Annotated in this window: 14 protein-coding genes and 2 pseudogenes; all 16 read left to right on the forward strand. The window is 33.4% G+C overall.

What is annotated here, in order from left to right; genetic code table 11:
• The first annotated feature begins 206 nt into the window (after positions 1-206).
• The 16 genes and pseudogenes from NMU03_RS11660 to NMU03_RS11735 all read left to right on the forward strand — a co-directional run bounded on the left by NMU03_RS11660 (position 207) and on the right by NMU03_RS11735 (position 16,004).
• Positions 207-635 carry a MarR family winged helix-turn-helix transcriptional regulator gene (locus tag NMU03_RS11660; protein ID WP_290138554.1) on the forward strand — a complete coding sequence of 143 codons (429 nt, stop codon included), beginning with the start codon at positions 207-209 and terminating at the stop codon, positions 633-635.
• The gene (locus tag NMU03_RS11665; RefSeq protein ID WP_290138555.1) at positions 632-2,854 is read left to right on the forward strand and encodes an ABC transporter ATP-binding protein; all 2,223 of its coding nucleotides are present in this window, start codon (positions 632-634) and stop codon (positions 2,852-2,854) included. Before NMU03_RS11660 ends, NMU03_RS11665 begins: the two co-directional genes overlap by 4 nt.
• A pseudogene (locus NMU03_RS11670) lies at positions 2,847-4,669 on the forward strand (ABC transporter ATP-binding protein). Before NMU03_RS11665 ends, NMU03_RS11670 begins: the two are co-directional and overlap by 8 nt.
• 241 nt (positions 4,670-4,910) lie before the next feature.
• Complete coding sequence (locus tag NMU03_RS11675) at positions 4,911-5,135, forward strand: acyl carrier protein (protein ID WP_290138556.1); 225 nt, start codon at positions 4,911-4,913, stop codon at positions 5,133-5,135.
• A 42-nt stretch (positions 5,136-5,177) separates the two neighbouring features.
• A complete protein-coding gene (locus NMU03_RS11680; protein ID WP_290138557.1) occupies positions 5,178-5,585 on the forward strand; it encodes an acetyl-CoA carboxylase biotin carboxyl carrier protein in 408 nt (135 codons plus the stop codon).
• A 9-nt stretch (positions 5,586-5,594) separates the two neighbouring features.
• On the forward strand, positions 5,595-6,962 hold the full coding sequence (accC, locus tag NMU03_RS11685) for an acetyl-CoA carboxylase biotin carboxylase subunit (protein ID WP_290138558.1): 1,368 nt from the start codon (positions 5,595-5,597) through the stop codon (positions 6,960-6,962).
• Between the two features lie 68 nt (positions 6,963-7,030).
• A complete protein-coding gene (gene accD / locus NMU03_RS11690) occupies positions 7,031-7,813 on the forward strand; it encodes an acetyl-CoA carboxylase, carboxyltransferase subunit beta (RefSeq protein WP_290142333.1) in 783 nt (260 codons plus the stop codon).
• On the forward strand, positions 7,810-8,730 hold the full coding sequence (locus NMU03_RS11695; protein WP_290138559.1) for an acetyl-CoA carboxylase carboxyltransferase subunit alpha: 921 nt from the start codon (positions 7,810-7,812) through the stop codon (positions 8,728-8,730). Before accD ends, NMU03_RS11695 begins: the two co-directional genes overlap by 4 nt.
• 73 nt (positions 8,731-8,803) lie before the next feature.
• Positions 8,804-9,700: a beta-ketoacyl-ACP synthase III gene (locus tag NMU03_RS11700; RefSeq protein ID WP_290138560.1), complete on the forward strand. Its 897-nt coding sequence runs from the start codon at positions 8,804-8,806 to the stop codon at positions 9,698-9,700.
• Position 9,701: 1 nt separating this feature from the next.
• Positions 9,702-10,645 (forward strand): annotated as a pseudogene (locus tag NMU03_RS11705) (nitronate monooxygenase).
• Positions 10,642-11,706: an NAD(P)H-dependent flavin oxidoreductase gene (locus NMU03_RS11710; protein WP_290138561.1), complete on the forward strand. Its 1,065-nt coding sequence runs from the start codon at positions 10,642-10,644 to the stop codon at positions 11,704-11,706. Before NMU03_RS11705 ends, NMU03_RS11710 begins: the two are co-directional and overlap by 4 nt.
• Positions 11,703-12,617 carry an ACP S-malonyltransferase gene (gene fabD, locus NMU03_RS11715; RefSeq protein ID WP_290138562.1) on the forward strand — a complete coding sequence of 305 codons (915 nt, stop codon included), beginning with the start codon at positions 11,703-11,705 and terminating at the stop codon, positions 12,615-12,617. The genes NMU03_RS11710 and fabD overlap by 4 nt, the downstream gene beginning before the upstream one ends.
• A complete protein-coding gene (fabG, locus tag NMU03_RS11720) occupies positions 12,610-13,344 on the forward strand; it encodes a 3-oxoacyl-[acyl-carrier-protein] reductase (protein ID WP_290138563.1) in 735 nt (244 codons plus the stop codon). Before fabD ends, fabG begins: the two co-directional genes overlap by 8 nt.
• 9 nt (positions 13,345-13,353) lie before the next feature.
• Positions 13,354-14,595, forward strand: coding sequence for a beta-ketoacyl-ACP synthase II (gene fabF, locus NMU03_RS11725; RefSeq protein ID WP_435372902.1), 1,242 nt, complete (start codon positions 13,354-13,356; stop codon positions 14,593-14,595).
• 2 nt (positions 14,596-14,597) lie between these two features.
• A complete protein-coding gene (gene fabZ / locus NMU03_RS11730) occupies positions 14,598-15,029 on the forward strand; it encodes a 3-hydroxyacyl-ACP dehydratase FabZ (RefSeq protein WP_290138565.1) in 432 nt (143 codons plus the stop codon).
• Positions 15,030-15,182: 153 nt separating this feature from the next.
• On the forward strand, positions 15,183-16,004 hold the full coding sequence (locus NMU03_RS11735) for a Fic family protein (protein ID WP_290138566.1): 822 nt from the start codon (positions 15,183-15,185) through the stop codon (positions 16,002-16,004).
• Positions 16,005-16,194 lie beyond the last annotated feature (190 nt).

Below are 16,194 nucleotides of genomic sequence, written 5' to 3' on the forward strand. Positions count from 1 at the left end.
GAGTGAGGAGTTGAATAACTCCTCATAATTATTTTTGGAAAGGTTCTATATCAAAAATAATGATTCTCATGAGTTCCTTAAAGCTATACCATAAAAAATTCTAGAGCCTTTATTGATGCTTAATATAAAATATCGTTCTTTTATATTGACAATAGTTAGTCGACTAAGTATAATGGTTAGTGCGCTAAGTAATAGGAGGAAAGAATATGGAATATGAAAATTTTGGTCAATTGATGGAAGAAATGAGAGATATTCATAAATTGCTTCAAAAATTGACTTCACAAAAATGTCATCATTTGACAATGGAACAGGTGAAATTGATTTTTTTAATAGCACAAAATCAAATGAATCAAAAGGAAATTGCTCAAAGACTTCGTATTACTGAGGCAACTCTTTCAGTAAGGATTAAACGTTTAGTGGATATGGGACTTATTGAAAGAAAAATGAATGAAGATGATAAACGTTATTATCAGATTATTTTATCTTCCAAAGGGAAAGCTGTTATTGGTGAAATGAAAAATGATTTTCATCATGTTCATGATGTTGTCTGTAAAGATTTAACAGAAGAGGATTATCAGGCTGTTTTAAAAGTGATTAAAAAGATTAAAAGAAATTTAAAGGAGGAAATGCAGTGATAAAATTACGCAAGTTTGCCTATAAATTTTGGTTACCTATTCTTTTGTGTATTGGATGTGTTTTTATTCAATCACAATCAGAATTAGCCTTACCGGATTATATGAGTGATATTGTCACAAATGGGATTCAGGCAGGTGGATTTGATACATCTATTGGAGATGTTTATAGTCCAGAAACTTTTGAACATTTATTGCTTTTTGCTGATGAAAAGCAACAAGAAACAATTCAATCAAGTTATACTTTGACATCTTATGAAGACTTATCACAAGATTTAAAAGATACGTTTCCAAAATTAGAAGATGCTTATGTTTTAAATGATTTGTCAACAAAACAGACAGAAGAATTAGAAAGTGCATTGATTAAACCAATGTTGATGGTTTCTTCTATTGATGCGATGGATCCTGAATCTACTCAGTATCAACAGATGTTTCAAAATATACCAGAAGGTATGGATATTTATCAGGTTTTTGAAATGATGGATGAACAAACCAAAAATCAGATGACTGCTGATATTGATGCTCAAATTGATACAATGGGTGAATCAACAATGTTAGTGGCTGCTGGAAATGGTGTCAAAAGTGAATATATAGCACTAGGTGCTGATGTCGATCAAATGCAAACAGAATATATTTTCTTTGCTGGTTTTAAAATGTTAGGTATTGCATTATTAGGTTCATTAGCGGCGATGGCTTCAGCATTTTTATCATCAAGAGTTGGATCAGGTTTTGCCAGAAATTTAAGAAAAGCTGTATTTAAGAAAGTTGAAAGTTTTTCTAACAGTGAATTTAATAAATTTTCTACTGCTTCATTAATTACCCGTACAACAAATGATATTACCCAAGTACAGATGTTGATGATTATGTTATTGCGTATTGTTTTATTTGCACCAATGATGGGGGTAGGGGCTTTAATTAAAGCTTTTACACATTCTTCATCTATGACATGGATAATATTGATGATTTTAATTGTCATTACAGTTGTCATTGGTGTATTGATGAAAGTTGTTTTACCAAAATTTAAAATCATTCAATCATTAATTGATAAATTAAACTTAACAATGCGTGAAAATTTAACAGGGGTTCTTGTTATTAGAGCTTTTGGTAATGAAAAACATAGTGAAGAACGTTTTGATAAAGCCAATAACGATTTAACAACTGTCAATTTATTTGTCAATCGTGCAATGGCAACATTAATGCCAATTATGATGTTTATTATGAACTTTGCAACTGTTTTAGTTGTTTGGGTGGGTTCACAACAATTAGATTTAGGAAATATTGCGATTGGTGAAATGATGGCATTTATTCAATATGCAATGCAAATTATTATGTCATTTTTATTCATTGCGATGATTTTCATTATGATACCTCGTGCCAGTGTCGCTGCTGATCGTGTTTATGAAGTATTATCAACAGATTTAACAATTCAAGATCCTAAGCAACCTGTTGATTTTGATGACAGTCAAAGAGGTGTTGTGGAATTTAAAGATGTGTCTTTCCAATATCCAGGAGCGCATGAAGCTGTTTTAAGTCATATTAGCTTTCAAGCAAAACCTGGTCAAACGACAGCCTTTATTGGGTCAACGGGTTCAGGAAAAAGTACATTGATTAACTTGATTCCAAGATTCTATGATGTCAGTGAAGGTGAAGTGCTGGTAGATGGTGTCAATGTCAAAGATGTTGTGCAACATGATTTAAGAGAACGTATTGGTGTTGTTCCTCAAAAAGGTGTTTTATTTTCAGGAACCATTCGTTCAAATTTAAAATATGGGGCACATGATGCAACTGATGAAGAATTAGATGAAGTGATTCGTGTAGCACAGGCTAAGGAATTCGTAGATGAAAAACCACAGGGATTGGACGAACCAATTTCGCAAGGTGGAACGAATGTGTCTGGTGGACAAAAACAGCGTTTAGCAATTGCCAGAGCGTTAGCCAAAAATCCTGAAATCTTAATTTTTGATGATAGTTTTTCAGCATTGGATTTTAAAACCGATGCGACTTTAAGAAAAGAATTAAGTCAGTTAATGGAAAAGAATAATAATACTGTTTTAATTGTTGGACAAAGAATTGCTTCTATCATGGATGCAGATCAAATTATTGTTTTAGATGATGGAAAAATTGTTGGAAAAGGAACACATGATGAATTGATGAAAACTTGTCAAGTTTATCAGGAAATTGCTTATTCACAACTTTCAAAGGAGGAATTAGCCAATGCCTAGAGGACATATGGGTGGTAGACAGATGTCTAATGAAAAAGCTAAGGACTTTAAAGGAACAATGAAAAAATTGTTTGCTCATTTACAACCCTATTATATTAAATTTATATTTATTTTTATCTTTGCTGGTGGTTCAACAGTCTTTTCAATCTTTGGACCAAAGGTTTTAGCTAAAGCAACAGATAAATTAAGTGAAGGAATTATGGCGAAAGTCACACATACCGGTGGGATTGATTTTGATGCAATCTTTGAGATTTTGTTTTTCTTGGTTTGTATTTATTTATTAAGTGCTTTATTGAATTATGTCCAAGGATTTTTAACTTCAGGCATTTCTCAAAAAGTAGCTTATGATTTTAGAAAAGAAATTTCAGAAAAAATGGATCGTTTACCACTCAGTTATTTTGATACTCATTCCAGTGGTGATACTTTATCGCGTGTGACAAATGATGTGGATTTGATTGCACAATCATTAAATCAAAGTTTAACGCAGATTGTCACTTCTACTGTGACTGTTATTGGTATCTTTATTATGATGTTGACCATCAGTGTACCAATGACATTATTGGCCTTATGTGTTTTACCTATTTCTATGTTTTTAATGTCTAAGATTATGAAAAGAACACAGAAGTATTTTATTTCACAACAAACTAATTTAGGAAATGTTAATGGACACATTGAAGAAATGTATGGGGCTCATCAAGTGGTGAAAGCTTTTAATGGAGAAGAAGATTCCATAACAAAGTTTGAACAATATAATGATGAATTATATAATTCAGCATGGAAATCACAGTTCTTTTCAGGATTAATGCAACCATTAACAACTTTTGTAGGAAACATTGGTTATGTTGGTGTCTGTTTATTAGGTGGTTTTTTAGCAAGTGGTGAAATGATTTCGATTGGTGATATTCAAGCGTTTATTCAATATGTCCGTCAATTTAATCAACCGATTACACAATTGGCACAAATTATGAATCAGCTTCAATCAACGGCAGCGGCTGCTGAACGTGTCTTTGAATTCTTAGATGAACCAGAAATGGAAAAAGAACAGGCACTAGTAACCACTGAACAAGTTCAACAAATGCAAGGAAGCGTAACATTTAACCATGTGAATTTTGGTTATACACCAGATAAAACAATTATTTATGATTTTTCAATGCATGTTCATGCAGGACAGAGTGTTGCGATTGTAGGACCAACGGGTGCTGGAAAAACAACTATCGTGAAGTTGTTAATGCGTTTCTATGAATTAAATGGTGGTCATATCTTAGTTGATGGTGAAGATATTACTCATTTATCAAGAAGTGATTTAAGAAGTTTATTTGGTATGGTTTTACAGGATACTTGGTTATTTGGTGGCACAATTCGTGAAAACTTGAAATATGGAAAACTAGATGCAACGGATGAAGAAATGTATGAAGCTTGTCGTTTGGCTTATGCCGATCATTTTATTAATACATTAGAAGATGGTTATGATACTATCATTAATGAAGAATCTAGTAATATTTCACAAGGACAAAAACAATTGTTGACAATTGCTAGAGCTTTTTAGCCAATCCAAAAATCTTGATTTTAGATGAAGCAACATCTTCTGTTGATACAAGAACGGAAGTGCTCATTCAACGTGGAATGGATAAATTGATGGAAGGCAGAACATGTTTTATCATTGCACATCGTCTTTCAACAATTAAAGATGCCAATACGATTATTGTGATGAAAGATGGAGATATTGTCGAATTAGGAAATCATGAATCTTTATTAGCTAAAGCTGGATTCTATGCTGATCTTTATCAATCACAATTTGAATCTAGTCATGAGTAAGAAAGATGGAATGATCTAAAATACTGATAAAATCAAATAAATTTTATTATTAATTGTATAAAGCAATAAAAACAAGGTGAAAAACCTTGTTTTTATTTACTTTAAAAAATTTATATAAAAAATTTTAAATAAATTAATAAAAACCTATTTACAAATCATAAAAAGAGGTGTATAGTAACATTACTTCAAAAATTTGAAGTAAGAATATAAAAATTTTTAACTAAATACAGGAGGACATATCATGTTTGAACAAGTAAAAGATGCATTAGTAGAATCTTTAAATATTGATGGAGAAGGAATTACATTAGAATCTAAATTAAAAGAAGATTTAGATATTGATTCTTTAGCAGCTGTTGAATTGTCTTTAGATTTAGAAACAGAGTTTGATGTTGAAATTTCTGATGAAGAATTAGCTGCATTAGTTACTGTTGAAGATATCGTGAAATTAATTGAATCTAAACAATAAGCTAAGGTTTCACTTAGCTTATTTTTCTAAGGAGGAATAGATATGGATACGGAAAAAATTAAATCAATTATGAAGATGTTTGAAGAAAGTCAAATATCAAAGATGGATTTAACTGATGGTGATTTACATATCACATTAGAAAAAGATATAGAAGTGAAGCAGGTTGTGGCACCTGTAAATATAGAAACACCTGTTCAAGAGCAAGAAGAAAAAGCTGGAACACCTATAAAAAGTCCAATTGTTGGAACATATTATCAATCAAGTGGGGCTGAAAAAGAACCTTTTGTTAAAGTGGGAGATATGATTCAAGAAGGAGATACGATTTGTATCATTGAAGCAATGAAAGTGATGAATGAAATCAAAGCAACTGTTTCTGGAAAAGTTTTATCTATTGAAGTTCAAGATGGTGAAACTGTTGAATATGATCAAACTTTAATGATGATAGGGTAAGGTGATAGCGTGATTGAAAAATTATTAATTGCCAATCGTGGTGAGATTGCAGTCAGAATTATTCGTACATGTAAAGAAATGGGAATTCAAACAGTGGCTGTTTATTCGACTGCTGATCGACAATCTTTACATGTGCAATTGGCTGATGAATCAGTGTGTATTGGTGGACCACTCGCCAATGATTCTTATTTAAATATGAATGCGATTATTCAAGCTGCATGTAATATAGGCTGTGATGCGATTCATCCAGGTTTTGGGTTCTTAAGTGAAAATAGCCAATTTGCTAGATTAGTTATCCAATGTGGGTTGATTTGGGTTGGACCATCACCAGAAATTATCGATATGCTAGGAAATAAGTCGGCGGCTAGAAAAATGATGAAAGAGGCTGGTGTTCCAGTAATCCCAGGTTCTAAAGAAGTTGTTGAAACTGTAGAACATGGAAAAGAGATTGCCAGTCGCATTGGTTATCCAGTCATGATTAAAGCCAGCAATGGTGGCGGTGGACGTGGTATGCGTGTTGTAAGTCATGAAGATGAATTTGAAACACAGTATCAAAATGCCAAAGCAGAAGCTAAAGCATGCTTTGGGGATGATGATGTTTATTTAGAGAAGTTGATTGAAAATCCTAAACACATTGAAGTTCAGGTGATTGGAGATCAACATGGTAATGTTATTCATTTATTTGAAAGAGATTGCTCATTCCAAAGACGTCATCAAAAAATGATTGAAGAAGCACCATGTCATATCTTAAAGAAAGATGTACGTCAAAAGTTATTTGAAGATGCTTTGAAAGCTTGTCGTCATGTTGGCTATAACAGTGTGGGAACAATTGAGTTTTTATTAGATAAACATGGAAATTATTATTTCGTGGAAATGAACACACGTATTCAAGTTGAACATCCAATTACAGAAATGATTTGTGGTGTTGATTTGATTAAATTACAGTTAAAAGTGGCTGGTGGGTTGAAGTTACCTTATAAACAAGAAGATATTCAACAAAATGGTTATGCTTTAGAATGTCGTATTAATGCTGAGGATATGAATCGTGATTTTGCACCAACACCAGGAAAAATTACATTTATGCATTTGCCAGGTGGACGTGGTGTCCGTGTGGATAGTGCTATGTATAGTGGTTGTGAAATATCGCCTTATTATGATTCAATGATTTTGAAATTAATCACTTTTGCCCCAACACGTTTAGAATGTATTAAAAAAATGCGTGCAGCTTTAAGTGAAGTGATTATTGATGGTATTTCTACCAATACAAAATTTCATTACTATGTGCTTCATTCTAAAGAATTTATTGAAGGAAGTTATGATACAAGTTTTTGTGAAGCGTTTATAAAGGAGTTGAAAGAGAATGGATCAATTGTTTAAAAAACGAAATGAAGAATTAAAAGAATTCTCATCTTGGTTAAAAAGACATAAGGTCAAAGAAAAAAGAAATTCCAGAAAATATTTTTAAGCAATGTGATCATTGTCATGAATCTATTCCTTATTTTTCATTGATTGAAAATGATTATGTTTGTCCAAAATGTGGTCATCATATGAAAATTAGTGCCAGACAACGTATTCGTGACTTCATTGATGAAGGGTCTTGGCGTGAATATTTTGAAAAAGATATAACAAAGAATATTGAAAATTTTCCAGGATATGATAGTAAATTAAAAAAAGCTCAAATGTCAACAGGTATGAATGAAGCTGTGATTTGTGGAATTGGTAAAATCAATCAAAGTGGTGTTGTTTTATGTGTCATGGACTCTCGTTTTATGATGGGGAGTATGGGAAAAGTTGTTGGTGAAAAGATTTGTAAAGGTGTTGAACTTGCATCACGTAAAAAGTTGCCATTAATCATCAGTTGTACAAGTGGTGGAGCCAGAATGCAAGAGGGTATAGACTCATTGATGCAAATGGCAAAAATCAGTGCTGCTTTAAAACGCTTTTCTAATCAAGGTGGTTTATATATTGCTTTATTAACACATCCAACAACAGGTGGAGTCAGTGCCAGCTTTGCCATGTTAGGTGATATTATTATTGCAGAACCACAAGCTATGATTGGTTTTGCTGGAAAACGTGTGATTCAAGATACAATTAAACAAGAATTACCTGAAGGTTTTCAAACAGCTGAGTTTTTACTCGAAAAAGGTTTTATTGATATGATTGTTCAAAGACATGATTTGAAAAATGTTATTTCAGATTTATTAAAGTTACATGGAGGAAAATTATGAGCCTCATAGATAATGAAAAGAAGATAAAAGAGTTACAGGCCAAAAGAGCCTTAACGCAAGATCAAAAAGAATTTGATGAATTATCTTTACAAATAGATAATTTAACAAAAGAAACATATCAGAATTTAACGGCTTGGGATCGTGTGTCTATTGCTAGACATCCATCACGACCTAAAGCCAGTGATTTTATTGAGGGATTGTTTGATCATTTCTATGAATTGCATGGGGATAGACGTTATGGAGATGATCAGGCCATTATTGGGGGAATTGGTTGTTTTCATTCAATGGCAGTGACAGTGATTGCACAGGCCAAAGGAAAGACTTTGGAAGAAAATTTAAATAGACATTTTGGAATGTGTAATCCAGAAGGTTATCGTAAGGCTTTAAGACTTGCGAAACAAGCTGAAAAGTTTCATCGACCAATTATTACTTTTGTCGATACAGCTGGAGCTTATCCTGGTATTGAAGCTGAGGAGAGAGGTCAGGCACAGGCCATTGCTGAAAGCTTATATGTTTTCTCTGATTTAAAAACACCAGTGATTTGTGTGGTTTTATCAGAAGGCGAAAGCGGTGGGGCTTTGGCTTTAAGTGTTGCCGATCGTATTTGTATGTTAGAAAATGCCATTTATTCAGTGTTATCACCTGAAGGTTTTGCAAGTATTTTATGGAAAGATGATAGTCGTGTTCAAGAAGCAGCTGAAGTCATGAAATTAACATCTTATGATCTTTATGAAAAAGGGATTGTTGATCATTTGGTGAAAGAACCAACAGGTGGTATGCAAAATGATTTAAAACTTGTATTAGATAATATAGATCAGTATTTACAAAAAGAATTAGATATTTTAACACACACAAAAGAAAAAGATTTATTGGAAAAACGTTATCATAAATTCCGTAAAATGGGATTGATGTCATGAATTCAATTGAAATCTTAGGAACAGGGTTTGTCAGAGCCCAAAAGAAAATATCTAATTTAGATTTAGAAAAAGAGTGGACACAAGTGATAAATGGATTATACAAAGAACGGGTATTTCATCACGTTATGTCAGTGAAACTGAAAATACAAGTGATTTAGCCTATCAAGCAAGTTTACAGGCGATTGAAGATGCGAATATTCAAAGAGAAGATATTGATGTGATTATTGTTGCGACAATGACACCGGATTGTATGACACCTTCAACAGCTTGTCTTGTCCAAGCGAAGCTTGGTTTAAATGATTGTCCAATTTTTGCATTTGATATTAACGGAGCTTGCAGTGGCTTTTTATATGCTTTCCAGATTGCCAGTGATTTATTAAGCAGATATGAACATATTCTGGTGATTGGAAGTGAAACAATTAGTAAAATGATTGATTGGAATGATCGTTCAACTTGTGTTCTATTTGGGGATGGAGCCGGTGCGATGATTCTTGGTCGTGGAGCAACTCAGTTATATCACTATGCTAATAGTGAAGGAGATACTCAGCAAGTATTACAAGCTGATGGTTTATCATTGGTTCAAGATTTACAAAACAATGAACCATCAACACATTATTTAAATATGAAAGGTAATGATGTGTTTAGATTTGCAGTGAAGGTTTTAAAAGAATCGATTGAACATGTTTTGGCACAGTCTAATCTAACAATGGATGATATTGATTTGGTCATTCCACATCAAGCTAATTATCGTATTATCAGTCATGTTGCGAAAAAGATGAAAGTTGATCTTTCCAAATTTTATATGAATCTTCAAGAGTTTGGAAATACTTCAGCAGCAAGTATTCCAATTGCCTATGCCATGGCACAAAGAGAAGGAAAAATACCAGCCAATGGACGTGTGATTCTGGTTGGTTTTGGAGCTGGATTAACTTATGGTGCAACTCTTATTGACAATAGAGGAGGACAATAAAGTGTTATTAAATCAATTATTAAATATTAAATATCCAATTATTCAAGGAGCGATGTCAAACATTGCAATCGCATCTTTTGCGGCTTGTGTTTCTAATAGTGGTGGTTTAGGAATTATTGCGACAGGATCAATGGATGCCAAACAAACACGAGAAGAAATTCGTAAATGTAAAGCATTAACAACACAACCTTTTGGTGTCAATGTGATGTTGATGAATCCTTATGCTAGTGACATTATTGATGTCATTGTTGAAGAAGGTGTGTCAGTGGTTACAACAGGAGCAGGGAATCCTGGGCCTTACATGGCTAAATTAAAAGAAGCTGGGATTAAAGTCTTTCCAGTTGTGCCAAGTGTTGGTCTTGCCAAACGTATGGAAAGAGCTGGGGCTGATGCTTTAATTGTTGAAGGTGGTGAATCAGGAGGTCATGTTGGTGAAATGACAACAATGGCTTTGGTGCCACAAGTTGTTGATGCAGTCAATATTCCGGTTGTTGCTGCTGGTGGAATTGCCGATGGACGTGGGATGATGGCGGCTTTAAGTTTAGGTGCCATTGGTGTTCAGATTGGAACTTGTTTATTAGTGGCTGATGAATGTCCAATTCATGAAAACTACAAAGAAGCTGTCATGAAAGCTAAAGATACGGATACTGTTGTAACAGGAAGAAGTGTCAATACGCCAGTGCGTATCTTAAAAAATCAAATGGCTAGAGAATATTTGAAATTAGAAGGTCATTTTGAAAGTCGTGAAGAATTAGAAAAATTAACATTGGGTGCTTTAAGAAAAGCTGTTCAAGATGGTGATGTCAAAACTGGATCTGTCATGATGGGACAAATTGCTGGAATGGTCAAAGAGAAAAACCATTAAAACAGATTCTTGATGAAATGATGACTTCTACAAAAACTGTTTATCACAACTTACAGAAAGTCATGGAGGAAATGGAATGATTCAAATACAAGAACGTTTGATGAAACTTCCCATTATTCAAGGTGGTATGGGTGTTGGTATTTCTTTATCATCACTAGCTGGACACGTGGCGAAATGTGGAGCAATGGGTGTGATTAGTGCCGCTCATCCTGGTTATAACTATGAAGGATTTAGAAAAGACCCTGTAGGTGTGAATTGTCAAGCATTAAAAGATCATATTCATCATGCCAAAGAAATTGCCAAAGGCAATGGTTTGATTGGTGTCAATATTATGGTAGCCAGTCAAAATTATGAAGCTTTTGTGAAAGCTTCAATTGAAGGTGGTTGTGATGCGATTATATCAGGTGCAGGATTACCTTTAGATTTACCTAAACATGCCAAAGGAAAAGCTTTGCTAGCACCGATTGTATCAAGTGGTAAAGCGATAAAACTGATCGCGAGAGTTTGGGATAAACGTTATCAGTATACACCTGATTTTGTAGTGATTGAAGGCAGTGAAGCTGGTGGACATCTTGGTTTTAAAAAAGAAGATTTATTAGCGAAAACATATCAAAAACTAAGTGATATTTTATCAGATGTGAAAAAAGAATTAAAAGTCTGGGAAGAAAAATATAAAAAGACAATTCCTGTCTTTGTGGCAGGTGGTATTGATTCAGGTAAAAAAATGGCTGAATTCATTAAACTTGGTGCTACCGGTGTTCAAATAGCTACACCATTTATTGCCACATACGAATGTGATGCTTCGCAACCATTTAAAGATATGATTATTCAATGTAGTGAAGAAGATATCGAACTTGTTTCTAGTCCAGCTGGACTTCCTGGTCGTGCGATTGTCAATGACTTTGTGAAAAAAACAAGACAAACGGGCGATATTTGTATGAAAAACTGTTTACATTGTATGATTCCTTGTACGCCTGAAAAGACACCTTATTGTATCAGTGAGGCTTTAATTCAAAGTGTCAAAGGAAATGTGCAACAAGGACTTGTCTTTGTGGGAAGTCAGGCAGCACGTATTCATGAAATGAAACATGTTGATCAAGTGATTCAAGAATATATGGATGAAATGGAGGAAAATCTATGAAAATAGGAATGATTTTTGCCGGACAAGGCAGTCAATATGTTGGTATGGCCCACGAATTCTATGATGCTTTTCCAGAAGCAAAAGATGTTTTTGATCAAGTTAACATCGATATTGATGTGAAAAAAGTATGTTTTGAAGGACCAGAAGATGTTTTGAATGAAACATCATATGCACAACCATGTATTTTAACAACATCTTTAGCAATTGCGAAAGTCATTGAAGCACATGGTATTCGTCCAGATTATGTAGCTGGTTTATCTTTGGGTGAATATTCAGCTTTAGCTTATGCAGGAGCTTTTGATATTCAAGATGCGATTTCAATCGTTAGACGTCGTGGACAAATCATGAGTGAAGCCTTACTGGCAGGAACAACATCAATGGCAGCTGTTTTAGCCATGGATGCTTTGAAGATTCAAGAAGTGATTGAACCTATTGATGGTGTGACTATTGCGAATTACAATTGTCCAGGACAAATTGTCATTACAGGGACAAAGGAAGCTGTTGAATTAGCTTCAGAAAAATTAAAAGAAGTTGGAGCAAAACGTGTTATTCCATTAAAAGTATCTGGTGCATTCCATTCTCCATTATTAGAAGAAGCTTCTCATCAATTAAAAGATGAATTAGAAAAATATGAGATTCATCAGCCAAATATTCCAGTGATTTATAATGTATCTGGAAAAGAAGAAGATCGTGATTTAATTGAGATTTTAACTCAACAAATCAAATCAAGTGTTTATTTTTATCAATCTATTCAATATATGATTGAAAATGGAGTAGAAGCTTTTGTAGAAATTGGACCAGGAAAAGCATTGAGTGCATTTGTGAAAAAGACAGATAGAAGTGTTCCAGTTTATAGTGTTGATAGTATTGAAGGATTAAATCAAATGTTGGGAGCGTTAAAAAATGGGTAAAGTTGCATTAATTACAGGAGCTAGTCGTGGAATTGGAAAAGCCATCGCTTTAAAATTTGCAAATGAAGGTTATGATATAGCGATTAATTATATTGGAAATCCAGATGAAGCTTTAGAAGTCCAAAAAGAATGTCAAGCTTTTGGGGTACAGGCCATCATTCATGAAGGTGATGTTACTGATTATGAAGCAATGGATGAAATGATGAAAACAGTTTTAGAAAAATTAGGGTCTATTGATGTTTTGGTTAATAATTCAGGGATTACAAAAGATCAATTATTATTAAAAATGAATACACAATCATTTATGGATGTTATTGATGTGAACTTAAAAGGAACTTTTAATGCGATTAAAGCTGTTTCACGTATTATGATGAAACAAAGATCTGGTGTTATTATCAATATGGCAAGTGTGATTGGTATTATTGGAAATGTTGGTCAAGCCAACTATGCAGCTAGTAAAGCAGGTGTTATTGCTTTAACAAAATCAGTGGCTAAAGAATTGGCTCCTCGTCATATTCGTGCCAATGCGATTGCACCAGGGTTTATTGCGACAAAAATGACAGATGTTTTAAGTGATGATACAAAAACAGCAATTTTAAATAATATTCCTTTACAACATATGGGTGAACCTGAAGATGTTGCCAATGTCGTATACTTTTTAGCAAGTGATCAGGCAAAATATATTACTGGTCAAGTCATCAATGTGGATGGCGGAATGGTCATGTAAGGAGGATCAATGATGAAAAGAAGAGTTGTCGTTACAGGTATGGGTGCTGTGTCACCTATTGGAAATACTGTTGATGAAACATGGAATGGAATTTTAAATCAAGTATGTGGAATAGATGAAATTACACATTTTGATACAAGTGATTATAAAGTCAAATTAGCAGGAGAAGTCAAAGGTTTAGATTTTGAAAGCTATTTTACAAAAAGAGAATTAAAGTTTAATGATCGTTTTACACAATTTGCTAGAATTGTTGCGAAACAAGCCATAGCTGATGCGAAGTTAGATTTAGAATCAATCAATCGTCAACGTTTTGGTGTCATAATTGGTAGTGGTATTGGTGGTGTGGAATCTATTGAAAAAGCCGAGCAAAATTTATTAAATAGAGGATCATCAAAAGTTTCACCATACTTTATTCCAATGACTTTAATTAATTTGGCAGCTGGTAGTGTTGCGATTGATTTAGGAGCTAAGGGTTATGTATCTTCTGTTGTTACAGCATGTGCTGCTGGAACAAATGCGATTGGAGAAGCTTTCCATAAAATTAGAGATGGCTATGAAGATGTTATGGTAGCAGGTGGAAGTGAAGCTTCGATTACACCATTATCTGTAGCTGGATTTGCTTCAATGAAAGCATTACACACAGGTGATGATAAAGAACGTGCTTCTATTCCATTTGATAAAGATCGTAGTGGTTTTGTCATGGGTGAAGGGGCTGCTGTTCTTGTGTTAGAAGAATTACAACATGCATTAGATAGAAATGCAACAATCTATGGTGAAGTTGTAGGTTATGGAGCAACTTGTGATGCGTATCATATTACAGCTCCATTAGCTGATGGAACAGGTGGTGGCGAAGCGATAAAACAAGCTTTAAATGATGCCTCTTTACAACCATCTGATATTGATTATATTAATGCGCATGGAACTTCTACACCATTAAATGATAAAACAGAAACAACTGCTGTCAAATATGCTTTTGGTGAAGATGCATATCATCTTGCAATGTCTTCAACAAAATCATATACAGGACATTTATTAGGTGCCAGTGGTGCTTTAGAATCAGTGATTTGTGTCAAAGCTTTACAGGATGGATATATTCCAGCAACGATTCATTATCAAAATAAAGATGAAGATTGTGATTTGGATATTGTCGCTAATGAAGGTAGACAACAAGATATTCATTATGCAATGAATAACTCTTTAGGATTTGGTGGACATAATGCTTCATTAATCTTTAAAAAATGGGAGGATTAAAGATGTTATATAATTCTAATGATATTCAAAAAATTATTCCCCATCGTTATCCATTTTTACTTGTTGATTGTATTGAAAGCATTAGTGAAGATGGAAAAACAATTGTTGGGAAAAAATGTGTCACAGCAAACGAAATGCAGTTTTTAGGGCATTTCCCTGAAAAACACGTGATGCCTGGTGTTTTAATTATTGAAGCATTGGCTCAAACAGGATGTGTATTGTTGCTTTCTAAAGAAGAAAACAAAGGTAAAATTGGATTCTTTGCAGGAATTAATAAAGCACGTTTTAAAAGACAAGTGATTCCTGGTGATGTCTTAACAATGACTGTCACTTTAACTAAGGAAAAAGGTGGTATTTACTTTGCATCTGTTCAAGCAAAAGTTGAAGATGAAGTCACTGTAACAGGTGAAATTATGTGTGCTGTTGGTGAATAGCCAAAATAAAATAATCAAAATCATGAGAAGATATTCTGGTGAATGTATCAGGTTTCTTCTTTTTTATATAAATCATTATTTTATTCATATATGTAAAAGTTGAATTTTATATGTATAATTGAGGAAGAAAATACGCAAGATGGAGGCGATTCTATGAGTGAATATAAACCATCTTTTACGTTGTCAAATGAGATACTTTTATATGTATCATCTATTAGCGAAAAAATTGGACGTATAACAGCTATCAATCATTTGAAATTGAAACCACATTTGAGAAAAAATAATCGCATAAGATCGATTCGTTCATCTTTGAAAATTGAAGCAAATTCGCTTTCTTTTAATCAAGTGAGAGATGTTATTAAGGGCAAAATTGTATTAGGTGAACAAAAAGAAATACAAGAAGTTAAAAATGCTTATAAAGCTTATGAACGCATTTTAGAAATTGATCCTTACAACATTGAGCATTTAAAAATGTTTCATGAGATTATGACAAAATATGTTGTAGAAGATTCGGGTGATTTTCGTAAAGGAGAAGATGGTAATGGACGAATGGCAAGATTGTGGCATACGGCTATTCTTTCTCCGTGGAAACCCATATTTGAATATATTCCTATTGAAAGTCAGATTGAAAAATTTCAGGAAGACTACTATGATGCCATTGCAAAGTGCCATGAGGCAAGAGAATCAACGATTTTTATTGAATTTATGTTGTCACAAATTGATAAAATTTTAGATGATATTGCTATTCAGTTTCATGATGAAAATGAATATTTGCCTGAATCAATTAAAATGTTGCTTTCTGTAATGGAATATGATGTTCCATATACGAGTAAAGCATTAATGGAAAAGCTGGGATTGAAATCAAGAGAAGGGTTTAGGAGAAATTACTTGCAACCGGCAATTGAACGAAATCTTGTTTATATGACAATTCCAGATAAACCAAATAGTAAAAATCAAAGATATGTAAAAGTTTGATGATAAAATTACAGTTCTATTTTTAGGCAATACTAAGTTATCATATTATAAAGTCGCAAGTTAGTCGCAAGTTAGTCGTGAGTTCGTTAATAAAGTTTTATAGAGAAGAATCAATTTATTGCAATGATGATAATGATAAAAAATCAAACAGGCAATAAGCCTGTTTGATATAATAGAAATTGTTTTCTAT

Origin of the sequence: Allocoprobacillus halotolerans (assembly GCF_024399475.1) — a bacterium.
In the GTDB taxonomy this organism is placed as follows: Bacteria; Bacillota_I; Bacilli_A; order Erysipelotrichales; family Coprobacillaceae; genus Allocoprobacillus; species Allocoprobacillus halotolerans.

What these genes read in the sequence shown, in the direction of transcription:
- NMU03_RS11695 (WP_290138559.1), top strand. Translation starts at nt 7,810, where the DNA reads ATGAGCCTCATAGATAATGAAAAGAAGATAAAAGAGTTACAGGCCAAA.
- NMU03_RS11710 (WP_290138561.1), top strand. Translation starts at nt 10,642, where the DNA reads ATGATTCAAATACAAGAACGTTTGATGAAACTTCCCATTATTCAAGGT.
- fabF (WP_435372902.1), top strand. Translation starts at nt 13,354, where the DNA reads ATGATGAAAAGAAGAGTTGTCGTTACAGGTATGGGTGCTGTGTCACCT.
- fabZ (WP_290138565.1), top strand. Translation starts at nt 14,598, where the DNA reads ATGTTATATAATTCTAATGATATTCAAAAAATTATTCCCCATCGTTAT.
- NMU03_RS11675 (WP_290138556.1), top strand. Translation starts at nt 4,911, where the DNA reads ATGTTTGAACAAGTAAAAGATGCATTAGTAGAATCTTTAAATATTGAT.
- fabD (WP_290138562.1), top strand. Translation starts at nt 11,703, where the DNA reads ATGAAAATAGGAATGATTTTTGCCGGACAAGGCAGTCAATATGTTGGT.
- NMU03_RS11735 (WP_290138566.1), top strand. Translation starts at nt 15,183, where the DNA reads ATGAGTGAATATAAACCATCTTTTACGTTGTCAAATGAGATACTTTTA.
- NMU03_RS11660 (WP_290138554.1), top strand. Translation starts at nt 207, where the DNA reads ATGGAATATGAAAATTTTGGTCAATTGATGGAAGAAATGAGAGATATT.
- fabG (WP_290138563.1), top strand. Translation starts at nt 12,610, where the DNA reads ATGGGTAAAGTTGCATTAATTACAGGAGCTAGTCGTGGAATTGGAAAA.
- NMU03_RS11680 (WP_290138557.1), top strand. Translation starts at nt 5,178, where the DNA reads ATGGATACGGAAAAAATTAAATCAATTATGAAGATGTTTGAAGAAAGT.